Origin of the sequence: Streptomyces sp. NPDC005799 (assembly GCF_040630525.1) — a bacterium.
In the GTDB taxonomy this organism is placed as follows: Bacteria; Actinomycetota; Actinomycetes; order Streptomycetales; family Streptomycetaceae; genus Streptomyces; species Streptomyces griseorubiginosus_B.
Genome location: NZ_JBEXXQ010000029.1, coordinates 35,214 through 47,310, shown reverse-complemented (window position 1 = coordinate 47,310; position 12,097 = coordinate 35,214). Strand labels below are relative to the sequence as shown.

Genomic DNA, 12,097 nt, shown 5'->3' with positions numbered 1-12,097 from the left:
GCGGGCGCCAAGAACCTGCGAGGAACGGGATGTTTGGCATCTATCTCAAGCGCGAACTGAGCCGCAGAAAGAAAGCGGCTCTGGTCATCGCCATGGGTCTGGCGCTCGGTATCGCGCTGGTGATCACCGTCAACTCGGTGTCGGCCGGCATGACTCAGGCCCAGGGCAAGGTCCTCAAGTCGCTGTACGGTCTCGGGACCGACATGACCGTCACGAAGGCGCGGTCGGCGCCCAAGGCGGGCAGCTCCCAGGGCCCGAACTTCCAGTTCGACGCCAAGTCGAGCAGCAGCACCAGGCAGAGCTCGGACCGGGTGATGACCCAGGGCGGTCAGGCTCTGGCGTCCTCCCTGGTCACCAAGGTCGCCGCGCAGAAGGGCGTGGCCGCCGCGGTCGGTGCGCTCACCCTGAACGTGACCAAGGTCGACGGCTCCTTCACCCAGGGCAAGGCGAAGAGCTCCACGAGCGGCAGCGGCAGCCGGCAGCAGGGCGGGCCCGGCGGCAGCAGCAGTGGCGGCGGCCAGCCGCAGGTCCAGGGAGGCGGCGCCTCCTTCGACGTCAACTCCTACTCGGTGGCCGGTGTCGACGTCACCCACCAGGAGCTCGGCCCGCTGGCCACCTCGAAGATCACCTCGGGAAAGACGTTCACGTCGTCGCAGACCACCGCCAAGGTCGCCGTGGTCAGCGCCTCGTACGCCAAGTCCAAGAAGTACAAGGTCGGCACGGCCTTCAAGATCTCCGGCACCACCTACACGGTCATCGGCATCGCGACGCCCGACAGCGGTGATTCCACCGTCGACGTCTTCCTGCCGCTGAAACAGGCGCAGACGCTGGGCGACGCGAAGAACAAGGTCACCACGATCTACGTCAAGGCCACCGACTCGAAGCAGATCTCCACCGTGAAGAAGGAGATCCAGTCCAACATCTCCGGTACGACGGTCACCACCTCCGCCGACCTGGCCTCCACCGTCTCCGGTTCCCTGTCCACCGCGTCCGACCTGGCCACCAGCGTCGGCAAGTGGCTGTCGATCGCGGTGCTGGCGGCGGCGTTCCTGGTGGCGGCGCTGCTGACCTCCTCGGCCGTCTCCCGCCGGGTGCGTGAGTTCGGCACGCTGAAGGCGCTGGGCTGGCCGAGCCGCAAGGTGACCCGGCAGGTCGTCGGCGAGTCCATGGTCAACGGCCTGATCGGCGGCGCCCTCGGTATCGCGCTCGGCCTCGCGGCCGCCTACGCGGTCACCGCGATCAGCCCGAAGCTGACCGCGCAGCTCGGCAGCACGGGCGGACCCGGCGGCGGTCCGGGCGGGGGCGGCCCCGGCCGGCAGTCGGCCTCCACCATGGAGATCGCCCTGTCCGCACCGGTCTCCCTGACCACCATCGCCCTCGCGGTGGCCCTGGCGGTAACCGGCGGTCTGATCGCCGGTGCGATGGGCGGCTGGCGCGCCTCCCGTATGCGCCCGGCGGACGCCCTGCGCAGCGTCTCGTAACGCACCCCAAGCCGAGGCGCCGCCTCCCCCTCCCCTCGGGGCGCGGCGCCCCACCCCTACGTTCCTGTGGAGAACCCCATGTACAGACTCACCGGCGTCACCAAGCGCTACACGCGGGGCAGGGAGACGGTGGAGGCGCTGCGCGGCATCGACCTCACCATCGAGGACGGCGACCAGCTCGTCATCCAGGGCCCGACGGGCGGCGGCAAGTCGACGCTGCTGCAGATGATCGGCGGGCTGGACCGCCCGACCGAGGGCAGCGTCGAGTTCGACGGCGTCGACCTGGCCCGCATCGGCGAGACCAGGCTGACCCGGGTGCGGGCCGAGAACATCGGCATCATCTTCCAGTCGTTCAACCTCATCCCGACGCTCACCGCCCAGGAGAACGTCGAGACGGCCCTCGTACCCCTCGGGGTGAAGCCCGCCGAGCGCCGCGAGCGGGCGGCGCAGGCCCTGCGCTCGGTGGGCCTCGGCGAACGCCTCAGTCATGCGCCCGCGGAGCTCTCCGGCGGCCAGCAGCAGCGCGTCGCGATCGCCCGCGCGCTGGTCAAGCGGCCCAAGGTGCTCCTGGCCGACGAGCCCACCGGCAACCTCGACGAGGGAACCCGCGACGACATCATGGCCCTGCTGGAGGGGTTGTGGCGCGAGCACGGGCTGACCTTCGTCATGGTCACCCACGACTCCTCCATCGCCCGCCGCGCCCCGCGTCTTGCCACCATCAAGGCCGGGCAGCTGACCCTGACGGAGCAGGACGACGGGCGATACGCACAGCAGTCGTACGTGTCCTGACGGCCGGGGCCGCTCACCTCCCGAGGATCGTGTCGACCTCGGACAGTTGGGCGGGGGTGAGTGGGCCCTTCTCGAGGGCGGCCGCGTTCTGCTCGGCCTGGGTGACCGAGCGGAAGCCCGGGATCGGAACCGTGCGCGGGCTGCAGGCCCAGATCCAGGCGAGGGCGCCCTGCGCGGGCGTACGGCCGTCGCTGGTCAGTACGTCCCGCAGCGCGTCCACGCGGGCGACCCAGTCCTCCTCGGCGCCGCCGTTCTCCGTGAAGCCGGGCAGCCAGGCCGGCGGCCGGCTGCGGATGTCCCCGGCCTCCAGGGCCTGCCCGCTGCGGTGCTTGCCGGACAGCAGCCCCATGGCGAGCGGGCTGCGGTTGACGCCGGCGAGGTCCAGCTCGTCGCACAGGGCGAGCATGTCGGGTGCCGGCTGGAAGACGTTGAGCGCGTGCTGCACGGCCGTGCAGTGCTCACCCTCGGCGAACACGGCGGCACGGGCGGGGTCGTCGGTGCTCCAGGCGTAGGCACGGATCAACCCCTCGTCCACCAACTCCTCGCAGGCCTCGCGGAGTTCGGCGGCACGCTCGGGATCGGCGTCGGAGATGTGCAGCTGGTAGAGGTCGACATGGTCGGTGTCCAGGCGCCGGAGTGAGGCGGTCAGGGCGCGGCGGACGTACTGCGGGGAGTCGTCGCTGCCGGTGCGGGTGCGGGTGTCCTCGTCGAAGAGGTTGCCCCACTTGGTGGCGATCACCACCTCGTCCCGGCGCTTGCCGAGGGCGCGCCCGAGGACGCGTTCGCTGTGCCCTGCGCCGTATGTGTCGGCGGTGTCGAAGAAGGTCACACCGAGGTCGAGGGCGCGCCGGATCGCCCGTACGGACTCCTCGTCGTCGACCTTGCCCCAGCCGAGCGGCTGCCCGTCGGTGTCCTGCCACTCCCCGCCGATGGCCCAGCAACCGAAGCCGAGAGCGCTTACTCGGATACCGCTGCGGCCCAGTGTCCTGTTCGTCTCCATGCCCACGGACCCTAGGAGTTGGAGCGCACTTCAGCACAAGGGGTCAGTGCAAGGGGATTCACAGGGGGATTCATAAAGGTCTGTTACGCCTGCCCGGTCTCGAAGCGGGAGATCCGGCCGTCCTCGGTGACGTCGAAGCTCCACCGGGTGCGCATCTCGCCCCAGGTGTCGTTGCGGTAGTTCGCGATCAGCGCGCGGCCGCCCTGGGACTCGTTGTCGACGTCCAGATGGCCGTTGGAGGAGAAGATCTCGCGGTCGATCCACTCGCCGAGGTCGCGGTCGGAGCCGTCGTCGGACATCGTCGCGTCGTCGGTGAGCAGCGACAGGAACGCCTCGCGGTCATGGGCGTTGACGGCGGCGACGAAGGCGCGGACCGCCGGGTCGCTGAGTCTGGCGGGCTGAATCGTCATGCCAGTCAGACTCACACCGCTCCCCCGGGGCCGCCACCCGAACGGCCGCGCGAACAGGCTGGGCAGGTGTCGGCGGTGCGACGGTGGATACGCGGAGGGGGACCGACCTGTTGTCTGCCCCGGGAGTCATCGTGAATGCATTCGACCGTCGTGATCTGGGCCTGCTGCTGCTCCGGCTGGGCACCGGCGGCGTGCTGGCGGCACACGGCGCGCAGAAACTGCTGGGCTGGTTCGGCGGCCACGGCATCGAGGGGACCGGACAGTTCATGGAATCCGTCGGGTACGCGCCGGGCAAGGCGAGCGCCACGGCGGCGGGGCTCGCCGAGGCCGGTGGCGGCACCCTGCTGGCGCTGGGCCTCGCGACACCGGCGGCGGGCGCGGCGGCGGCCGGCGCGATGGCAGGGGCGTCCGCGGTGCACGCGCCGAACGGCTTCTTCAACCAGGAGGGCGGCTTCGAGTACGCGGCCACGCTGGGCCTCGCCGCGGCCGGACTTGCGGTCACCGGACCGGGCCGGCTCTCCCTGGACCACGCCCTGGGCCACGTCCTGGACCGCGGCTGGATGGTCCCGGCGGCACTCGGCGCGACCGCGGCTGCGACGGCTGTGGTCGTGGGGGCGCGGAACAAGCGGCTGCGCAAGCCGGAGCAGGACGGGGCGGCGGAGGACCGGTTCGAGTCGCAGGAGCCGCTGTCCGGGGAGTGACCCGCTGGGGCAGGGTTGCGCCCATGACAGATCGGAACACCTCCCCCGGCGCCCCCGCCTCCCCCGGCGCCCCCGCCTCCCCCGCCTCCCCCGGCGCCCCCGCCTCCCCCGACGACCTCTGGTCCGCCGTCGACGCCCTGTGGGCCTGGCTGGAAGAGGGTCGCCCGCACGGCGGCCGCGAGAGCCTGCTGCTGCGCGTCCTGAAGATGTCCGAGGAGGTCGGCGAGGTCGCCGAGGCGGTGATCGGCGCGACCGGCCAGAACCCCCGCAAGGGCACCACCCACACCTGGGACGACGTCGAGGCCGAGTTGTGCGACGTCGTCATCACCGCGCTGATCGCCCTGCGCACCCTCACCCCGGACACCCGCGAGACGTTCACCCGGCATCTGGCCCGGGTGACGGAACGCTCCCTCAGCACCCCTTGGCCGGGCACCGCGACCTGACCGGACTCGATAGGACCGGACTCCCCCAATGTTGGGCACACTATTGACCGTCGTTGAAAAAACGCCCTACATTCGCAGCGTTTCACGGCGCCGTCGTCCCCCGTACACCCGCTCAAAGGGGAGCCCCTCGTGTCCACCGAAACGCACACCCAACCCGGGTCCACCGCCGCCGGGCCCGCGTCCGGCGGCCTGCCCGTCGGCGCCCTGGTCGCCGGCTGCTTCGCGGTCTGCCTGGCCCAGATCGCCCTCGCCATGCCGGCCACGCTCAACGGCCTGTTCCAGCAGGACCTGCATCCGGTCGGCTCCCAGCTGACCTGGATCTCGGACGCCTTCCTGCTGCCCGTGTCCGTCCTGGAGCTGACCTTCGGCGTCCTCGGTGACCTCTTCGGCCGCAAGCGGCTGCTGGTCGGCGGTGGCGGTCTGCTGGTGGCCGGCGAGGCGCTGGCCGCCGCCAGCACCGGCATCCACATGCTGTGGGTGGGCCAGGCGATCGCCGGCCTGGGCGCGGCGGCGCTCTTCCCGACCTCGCTCGCGATGATCGCCGCAGGCACCCACTCCGCCCGCGACCGCGCCCGTACGATCACGATCTGGGCGGCCGCCCTGTCCAGCGGCGGTTTCGTCGCACCGGTGCTCGGCGGCATCACCGGCAACTACGGCTCCTGGCGCTGGGCGTTCATCGTGGTGACCGGCCTCGCCCTGGTCAGCACCCTGCTCAGCCAGCTCTTCGCGCAGAACTCCAGCGCCCCGGAAGGCCGCTCACTCGACCTCGCCGGCCAGATCACCATCGGCATCGGCATGTTCGCCCTGCTGTACGCGGTGATCCAGGGCCCGGCGGACGGCTGGACGGCGACACCCGTGGTGATCGCGTACGTGGTCGCGGCCCTGTTCATCGGGCTGTTCCTGCTGGCCGAACACCGGGCCGCCGCCCCGCTGCTCCGGCTCGACCTGTTCAGGAACCGGGCGTTCGCGGTGGCGTCGTTCGTCGCCGTGGTCGGCATGTTCAGCTACCTCGGCACCGCCTACGCCACCAGCATCCGGCTCGGCCCGATCCAGCACCAGAGCCCCCTGCGCGGCTCGTTCGCCTTCATCGTGCTCAACGCCTGGACGCTGCTGCTGATGCCGCTGATCTCTCGGCTGCTGGAGAAGGTCAGCCCGCGCTGGGTGCTCGGCGCGGGACTCGCCCTGATGGCGACCGGCGACTTCATCGCCGCGACCCTCTCGGTCCACGACCGCGCGCTGACCTCGCTCATCCTCCCCATCGGCCTGGTCGGCATCGGCTTCGCGCTCACCGTCTCCTCCATCACCGCGACCGCCGTCAACACCGTGGAGGTCCACTACGCGGGCATGGCGAGCGCCTCGACGAGCCTGCTGCGCGACTTCGGCTTCACGCTCGGCCCGGCGGTCATCGGTGCGATCGCACTGAGCCACGCGGCCGACGAGTTCACCCGGAACCTGGCCTCCTCCGGCCTCTCCGCCCAGGTCAAGGCGGCCGCCGGGCAGGTCGCGGCCGAGGGCGGCCCGCTGGCCTCCAATTCGGTCCCGCCGGCCTCCCCGCCGGGTGGCGCGGTCCCCATCGCCCTGGAGGCCCTCGGCAACGGCTACGCCATCGGTTACGTCGTCTGCGGCATCGCCGCCCTGGCGTGCTGCCTGCTCAGCATGGTCGCCCTGCGCGGCAAGGGCGACCAGGACGCGACGGTGGGCATCGAGAAGGAGGAGGAAGCGGCGGCGGCCACGGCGATCCGATGACCAAGGTCTTGGAGCGGCGGTGATCTCGTCACCGCCGCGTCACAGCTGACGCACAGGGGAACCCCACGTGAGGCCGTCCGGTCTCCATCGGCGAGCGCCGGCGGAGACCGGCGCCGCGCATCCGACCTCGGGGGACCTCATGCCGTACGTCAGCATCCGCAAGACCGCACTGGCCGTCGCCGCACTCTCGGCCGCCCTGTCGCTCAGCGCCTGCCAGGGCAATGACACCGCCTCCGGCACCACGTCCTCCTCGACGGCCCCGACCAGCAAGGCACCGTCGTCGGCGTCCTCACCCTCCGCGTCGTCCACGCCGTCCTCGGTTTCGTCGCCGTCCACGGCCCCGTCCTCCGCGCCCCCCAAGACCACCGCGACCGCCTCCCCCGTCTCCGGCACCACCGGCACGAAGGTCAAGACCTGCGCCGTCTCCGCCCTGAAGGCCACCGCGCACCAGGCCGCCGACCGCCCGGCCGGCACCGGGACGGGCGCGGCGATCGTCGAGTTCACCAACACCTCCACCCACCCCTGCCTCCTCCAGGGCCACCCCACGGTGGCCGGAGCGGCCAACGGCTCCCCCGAGCACAACGCCCCGCTGAAGGTGACCCCCGTCGGCCCCGCCCCCGTGATCCGCCTCGCCCCGGGCGGCACGGCACGGGTGAAGCTGACGTTCGTCCAGGTGCAGGGTGAGGCCGACGGCTACTGCAAGTCGGGCTCGCAGCCGGTGACGTACCCGACGCTCGTGGTGGGTCTGCCGGGCGCCGGTGCGCACCAAGTCGCCCTGGACGACGGAGTGTTCGCCGAGTGCGACAACACGGTGACGGCCACGGCGGTGTCGGCGGCGGCACTGTCGTAGGCCCAGCACCTGTTCAAACGATCAAGAGCCCGTCCATGCCATGGATGGGCTCCTCCATGTCGGCGCCCGGCGGCCTCGCAATCTCACGGTGACAAGGTATTGACATGACATTTGAACAGGGGCCATCGTACGAGACTAGAGCGCGCTAGTAGAGCGCGCCAGAGCTACCCGTGAAGGGGACCCGCGATGCCGTTCGACGTGCTGACCATGGGCCGGGTGGGAGTGGACGTGTATCCGCTCCAGACCGGTCTCGGGCTGGCCGAGGTCACCTCGTTCGGCAAGTACCTGGGCGGCAGCCCGACGAACGTGGCGGTGGCGGCGGCCCGGTACGGCCGGTCGGCCGCGGTGATCACGAAGACCGGCCGGGACCCGTTCGGCGACTTCGTGCGCACCGCGCTGGACGGCTACGGCGTCGACAGCCGCTTCGTCGGTACGTCGGACATCGCGCCGACCCCGGTGACGTTCTGCGAGATCTTCCCGCCGGACGACTTCCCGCTCCGCAGCAGAGCCAGCAGGTCGCCGCGGGCTTCACCTTCCCCACCTCCAACTGACCCTCCCCCTAAGGAGACGCCATGGCAACGGCGCCATCCACGCTCCGCACCGTCGCAGGCAACCTCTGCCTGGGATCCGCGCCCGACTCCTGGGGCATCTGGTTCGCCGAGGACGAGCGCCAGGTGCCGTACACCCGCTTCCTGGACGAACTGGCCCAGGCCGGGTACGAGTGGCTGGAGCTCGGCCCCTACGGCTACCTGCCCACCGACCCGCGGCGCCTGAAGGAGGAGCTGGACGCCCGTGGCCTGAAGGTCTCCGGCGGTACGGCCTTCGGCGCGCTGCACCGGCCCGAGGCCTGGGACTCGATGCTCGCGCACGTCCGCCAGGTCGCCGCGCTGACGGCGGCGGCGGGCGCCCACCATCTGGTCCTGATCCCGCCGATGTACCGGGACGAGAAGACCGGCGCGTTCACCGAGTCGCCGGAGCTGACCGCCGAGCAGTGGGCGGGCTTCGGCAGGGCCGCCGACCGGCTGGGCAGGCTGCTGCTGGACGAGTACGACGTACGTCTGGTCCTGCATCCGCACGCCGACAGCCACATCCAGACGCAGGCCGAGATCGAGCGGCTGCTGAACGAGTCGGACTCCCGGTACACCAACCTCTGCCTGGACACCGGGCACGTGGCGTACGGCGGCGGGGACAACCTCGACCTGATCCGCCGGTGCGGCGAGCGCGTCGGGTACGTGCACATCAAGCAGATGGACCCGGCGGTGCTGGCCCAAGTGGCCGCCGAGGACCTGTCGTTCGGGGAGGCGGTCAAGCGCGGCGTGTGCGTGTCGCCGCCCGCCGGGGTGCCCAACCCGGCCGAGGTGGTGGCCGAACTGGCCAAGCTGGACGCCGAGTTGTTCGTCATCGTGGAGCAGGACCTGTACCCCTGCGCGCCCGAGGTGCCGCTGCCCATCGCGGTCGGCACCCGCGAGCATCTGGCCGGCTGCGGACTGTCGGGTACCCGGCGTCCGAGCATCTCCCGGTAGGAGACGGCCATGGACGCCTCTCCTGACTGCCCCCTCCGACTCCCCTTCTGACTCCCCCTTCGAAGGACTGACCATGACTGTACGTGTTGGAGTCATCGGCGCCGGCTGGATCGGCCACGAGCACATCAGGCGTCTGACGCACCAGGTGACCGGTGCCCGGGTCACCGCGGTGACGGACATCGACGCGGCCCGCGCCGAGGAGGCGGCGGCGTCGGTGGGCGCCCGGGTGCTGCCGGACGGCGCGGCCGTGGTGGCGGACGACGTGGACGCCGTCCTCGTGACGTCGTGGGGCACCACCCACGCCGAGCACGTCCTGAACGCCATCGCGGCGGGCAAGCCGGTGTTCTGCGAGAAGCCCCTGGCCACCACCGCCGAGGACTGTCTGAGGATCCTGGAGGCGGAGACGGCCCACGGCCGCCGTCTGGTGCAGGTCGGCTTCATGCGCCGCTACGACGCCGGCTACCGCCAGATGAAGCAGGTGATCGACTCGGGCCGGATCGGCGAACCGCTGATCGTGCACTGCGCCCACCGCAACCCGACGGTCCCGGAGTCGTACACCTCGGCGATGGCGGCCCTGGACACGGCGGTCCACGAGGTGGACGTGCTGCGCTGGCTGCTGGACGACGAGATCGTCTCCGCGCAGGTGGTGACTCCGCGCTCGACGAGCAAGCGGTTCGAGCATCTGAAGGACCCGCAGATCATGCTCTTCGAGACGGCGAAGGGCGTCCGCATCGACCTCGAGGTCTTCGTCAACTGCCAGTACGGCTACGACATCCAGTGCGAGACGGTGGGCGAGGAGGGCCTGGTGCGCCTGCCCGACCCGGCGGCGGTCGGCGTCCGCACGGCGGCCCGGCACAGCACGGAGGTCCTGACGGACTGGGTGGGCCGTTTCGCGGAGGCCTTCGACACCGAGTTCCGCGAGTGGCTCGCCGGGGTGGCGGCCGGTGAGGAGCCGACGGGCCCCTCCGCGTGGGACGGCTACGCCGCCACCGTCATCACGGCCGCGACGGTCGAGGCCCTCGAAACGGGCCGGGTCGTCGGCACCGACCTCAAGCCCCGCCCGACCCTCTACGGAGGCACCGCGTGAAAATCGCCCTCGACCCGTACATGTTCCGCGCCCTGCCGATCGACGACATGGTGCGCACGGTGGCCGAACTGGGCTACGCGTACATCGAGTTGTCGCCCCGCGACGACTTCATTCCGTTCTTCCTGCATCCGCGCGCGGACGACGAGCGGGTGACGGAGCTGAAGAACGCCCTGCGCCGGCACGGCGTACAGCTGTCCTCGGTGCTCCCGCTGTACAAGTGGTCGTCCCCGGACGAGACGGAGCGCCAAGCGGCGGTCCGGTACTGGAAGCGGATGATCGAGATCACGGCGGACCTCGAATGCCCGCTGATGAACTCGGAGTTCAACGGGCGGCCCGAGCGGGCGGCGGAGAGCGAGGCGGCGTTCTGGCGCTCGCTGGAGGAACTGCTGCCGCTGTTCGAGCGCGAGGGGATCGCCCTGAACCTGGAGGCCCACCCGGACGACTTCTGCGAGGAGAACACGCCGGCGGTGGACCTGGTCCGCGCGATCAACAAGCCCTGGGTGAACTACCTCTACTGCGCGCCGCACTCCTTCCATCTCTCCGGTGCGGCGGAGGTGGGCGCGGACATCGCGTCGATGATGCGGTACGCGGGAGACAAGCTGCGGCACGTCCACATCGCGGACTCCTTCAACCACAAGGGGTCGTCGGGCCTGCGCTACATCCTCAACCCGCCCGGGACGGCGGCCCGTATCCACCAGCACCTGGACATCGGCCAGGGAGAGGTGGACTGGGACGCCTTCTTCGGCACCCTGCGCGAACTGAACTTCGACGGCGTGGCGACCGCCTGCGTCTTCGCCTGGGAGGAGCGGGCACGGGAGTCGTCGACGTTCATGCTGGACCGGATCCGCAAGGAACTGGCGGGCTGACAGCGGGATCCACGGGATCCACGGACGGGGCCCTGCCCCTCTCGATCGTACGACCGGAGGGGCAGGGCCCTGTCTCTGTCAGCTTCGCGTCATGAACGGCGTGCCCGGCGGCGCGTCATGTAGACCGCGCCGGCCCCGAGGGCGATGACCAGGGCGCCGCTGCCGGCTATCAGGCCGACCGGCGCGCTGGAACCGGTTTCGGCCAGGGGCGGCGTGCTCTCGCTGGGCGAGGGCGTCGGGGTCGTCGGCGGGGTCGACGTCACCGGGGGGACGCGCGGCGTGGTGGGCGGGGTGGTGGAGGTGGAGGGCTTCGTGGGGGTGGCCGGCGGGGTGGACTCCTGGGCCGGCGGCCGGCTGGTGGCGGGGCTGGTCGGCGTCGACGCGGTGGGCGTCGGCGTCGGGGAGGTCGGCTTGTCGGGGGTGCAGGCCTTGTCGCCGCCGTTCCACGCGGCGATGAGGTGGTACGGCGTGACGACGTTGCCGGGCTCGTACGGTGCGGGGCCGTGCCCGTCTCCCGACTGGCCGTCGTAGATGACGTCGTCGCCGTACAGGTCGATCTGCCCGTAGCAGTCGGGGGTCTTCACGGCCAGCTTCTGCCAGTCGCGCTGGGCGTCGTCGGATCCCGCGACGTCCTTCGAGGTGAGGTAGACCGTGGCGTGGTCGACGAGGGTCTGGTGGCCGGAGGTGGGCCAGTTGGGGCCTTCGGTCGTGTACTCGGCCAGCGAGACGGGGTACTTGCAGCTCTCGCCGATGTTCTGGCCGGGGGCCAGGCGCACCTCGACGGTGCCGGGCGCGGCGTTCCACTGGTGGAAGCCGCCCTGGGAGGTCCAGTCGGACCCGACCGGGTTTCCGCTGCTGTCGACGATGCGGTACTGGACGGTGGCGGACTGGCAGTCGCCCCCGGTGGTGGCGCTTGCGGTGGTGGCACCGAGGAGGGGTGCGGTGGCGCCGAAGAGAGCGCTTGCGGCGACGGCGGCCGCCGTTCTGGAGCGTGACGAGCGCATCAAGGTCTGATCCTGTGGCATCGAGGCGTGGGAGGTGGCTGGGCGTGAGCAGCCCATGTCCACGGGCGGAAAGAGGGCGGGGGGAGCCACTCACGTCACTTCACTCACTTCAAACACAGCGAGTGAGCTGCATTCTTGTCGCCCTTCACAACTGCCGTCAATCCTCCACGAGTTCATCACGTACGGAGCGACCGCCT

At 71.1% G+C, this 12,097-nt stretch carries 12 protein-coding genes and 1 pseudogene; 10 read left to right on the top strand and 3 right to left on the bottom strand.

Annotation, left to right across the window (positions count from 1 at the left end; all coding sequences use genetic code 11):
* Positions 1-29: 29 nt before the first annotated feature.
* Both ABZ453_RS27030 and ABZ453_RS27025 read left to right on the top strand, forming a co-directional pair.
* Positions 30-1,481, top strand: coding sequence for an FtsX-like permease family protein (locus tag ABZ453_RS27030; RefSeq protein ID WP_359018552.1), 1,452 nt, complete (start codon positions 30-32; stop codon positions 1,479-1,481).
* A 78-nt stretch (positions 1,482-1,559) separates the two neighbouring features.
* A complete protein-coding gene (locus ABZ453_RS27025; protein ID WP_359018550.1) occupies positions 1,560-2,270 on the top strand; it encodes an ABC transporter ATP-binding protein in 711 nt (236 codons plus the stop codon).
* 13 nt (positions 2,271-2,283) lie between these two features.
* Here the strand turns inward: ABZ453_RS27025 and ABZ453_RS27020 are convergent, their stop codons facing one another.
* Together ABZ453_RS27020 and ABZ453_RS27015 are read right to left on the bottom strand one after the other, a co-directional pair.
* Positions 2,284-3,270 (bottom strand): aldo/keto reductase, encoded by a 987-nt coding sequence (locus ABZ453_RS27020; RefSeq protein ID WP_359018547.1) that lies wholly within the window; start codon positions 3,268-3,270, stop codon positions 2,284-2,286.
* 83 nt (positions 3,271-3,353) lie between these two features.
* Positions 3,354-3,680: a nuclear transport factor 2 family protein gene (locus ABZ453_RS27015; RefSeq protein ID WP_359018545.1), complete on the bottom strand. Its 327-nt coding sequence runs from the start codon at positions 3,678-3,680 to the stop codon at positions 3,354-3,356.
* A gap of 131 nt (positions 3,681-3,811) precedes the next feature.
* Here ABZ453_RS27015 and ABZ453_RS27010 point away from each other — a divergent pair, with 131 nt between their 5' ends.
* From ABZ453_RS27010 to ABZ453_RS26975, 8 genes and pseudogenes are all read left to right on the top strand, one after another.
* Positions 3,812-4,381 (top strand): DoxX family membrane protein, encoded by a 570-nt coding sequence (locus ABZ453_RS27010; RefSeq protein WP_359018543.1) that lies wholly within the window; start codon positions 3,812-3,814, stop codon positions 4,379-4,381.
* Between the two features lie 23 nt (positions 4,382-4,404).
* The gene (locus tag ABZ453_RS27005) at positions 4,405-4,824 is read left to right on the top strand and encodes a MazG-like family protein (protein WP_359018541.1); all 420 of its coding nucleotides are present in this window, start codon (positions 4,405-4,407) and stop codon (positions 4,822-4,824) included.
* A 129-nt stretch (positions 4,825-4,953) separates the two neighbouring features.
* Positions 4,954-6,570, top strand: a complete 1,617-nt coding sequence (locus ABZ453_RS27000) for an MFS transporter (protein WP_359018539.1) — start codon at positions 4,954-4,956, stop codon at positions 6,568-6,570.
* Positions 6,571-6,709: 139 nt separating this feature from the next.
* The gene (locus ABZ453_RS26995; protein ID WP_359018537.1) at positions 6,710-7,420 is read left to right on the top strand and encodes a DUF4232 domain-containing protein; all 711 of its coding nucleotides are present in this window, start codon (positions 6,710-6,712) and stop codon (positions 7,418-7,420) included.
* 186 nt (positions 7,421-7,606) lie between these two features.
* A pseudogene (locus ABZ453_RS26990) lies at positions 7,607-7,918 on the top strand (PfkB family carbohydrate kinase); the annotation flags it as partial.
* Positions 7,919-7,992: 74 nt separating this feature from the next.
* Complete coding sequence (locus ABZ453_RS26985; protein ID WP_359018535.1) at positions 7,993-8,943, top strand: TIM barrel protein; 951 nt, start codon at positions 7,993-7,995, stop codon at positions 8,941-8,943.
* A 73-nt stretch (positions 8,944-9,016) separates the two neighbouring features.
* Positions 9,017-10,030: a Gfo/Idh/MocA family oxidoreductase gene (locus ABZ453_RS26980; RefSeq protein WP_359018533.1), complete on the top strand. Its 1,014-nt coding sequence runs from the start codon at positions 9,017-9,019 to the stop codon at positions 10,028-10,030.
* Positions 10,027-10,896 carry a sugar phosphate isomerase/epimerase gene (locus tag ABZ453_RS26975; RefSeq protein WP_359018531.1) on the top strand — a complete coding sequence of 290 codons (870 nt, stop codon included), beginning with the start codon at positions 10,027-10,029 and terminating at the stop codon, positions 10,894-10,896. Before ABZ453_RS26980 ends, ABZ453_RS26975 begins: the two co-directional genes overlap by 4 nt.
* Positions 10,897-10,985: 89 nt before the next feature.
* On the opposite strand, the gene ABZ453_RS26970 is transcribed toward ABZ453_RS26975, so the two are convergent.
* Positions 10,986-11,900, bottom strand: coding sequence for an LAETG motif-containing sortase-dependent surface protein (locus ABZ453_RS26970; RefSeq protein WP_359018529.1), 915 nt, complete (start codon positions 11,898-11,900; stop codon positions 10,986-10,988).
* Positions 11,901-12,097: the final 197 nt, after the last annotated feature.

What these genes read in the sequence shown, in the direction of transcription:
- ABZ453_RS27030 (WP_359018552.1), top strand. Translation starts at nt 30, where the DNA reads ATGTTTGGCATCTATCTCAAGCGCGAACTGAGCCGCAGAAAGAAAGCG.
- ABZ453_RS27025 (WP_359018550.1), top strand. Translation starts at nt 1,560, where the DNA reads ATGTACAGACTCACCGGCGTCACCAAGCGCTACACGCGGGGCAGGGAG.
- ABZ453_RS27020 (WP_359018547.1), bottom strand. Translation starts at nt 3,270, where the DNA reads ATGGAGACGAACAGGACACTGGGCCGCAGCGGTATCCGAGTAAGCGCT.
- ABZ453_RS27015 (WP_359018545.1), bottom strand. Translation starts at nt 3,680, where the DNA reads ATGACGATTCAGCCCGCCAGACTCAGCGACCCGGCGGTCCGCGCCTTC.
- ABZ453_RS27005 (WP_359018541.1), top strand. Translation starts at nt 4,405, where the DNA reads ATGACAGATCGGAACACCTCCCCCGGCGCCCCCGCCTCCCCCGGCGCC.
- ABZ453_RS26995 (WP_359018537.1), top strand. Translation starts at nt 6,710, where the DNA reads ATGCCGTACGTCAGCATCCGCAAGACCGCACTGGCCGTCGCCGCACTC.
- ABZ453_RS26985 (WP_359018535.1), top strand. Translation starts at nt 7,993, where the DNA reads ATGGCAACGGCGCCATCCACGCTCCGCACCGTCGCAGGCAACCTCTGC.
- ABZ453_RS26980 (WP_359018533.1), top strand. Translation starts at nt 9,017, where the DNA reads ATGACTGTACGTGTTGGAGTCATCGGCGCCGGCTGGATCGGCCACGAG.
- ABZ453_RS26970 (WP_359018529.1), bottom strand. Translation starts at nt 11,900, where the DNA reads ATGCGCTCGTCACGCTCCAGAACGGCGGCCGCCGTCGCCGCAAGCGCT.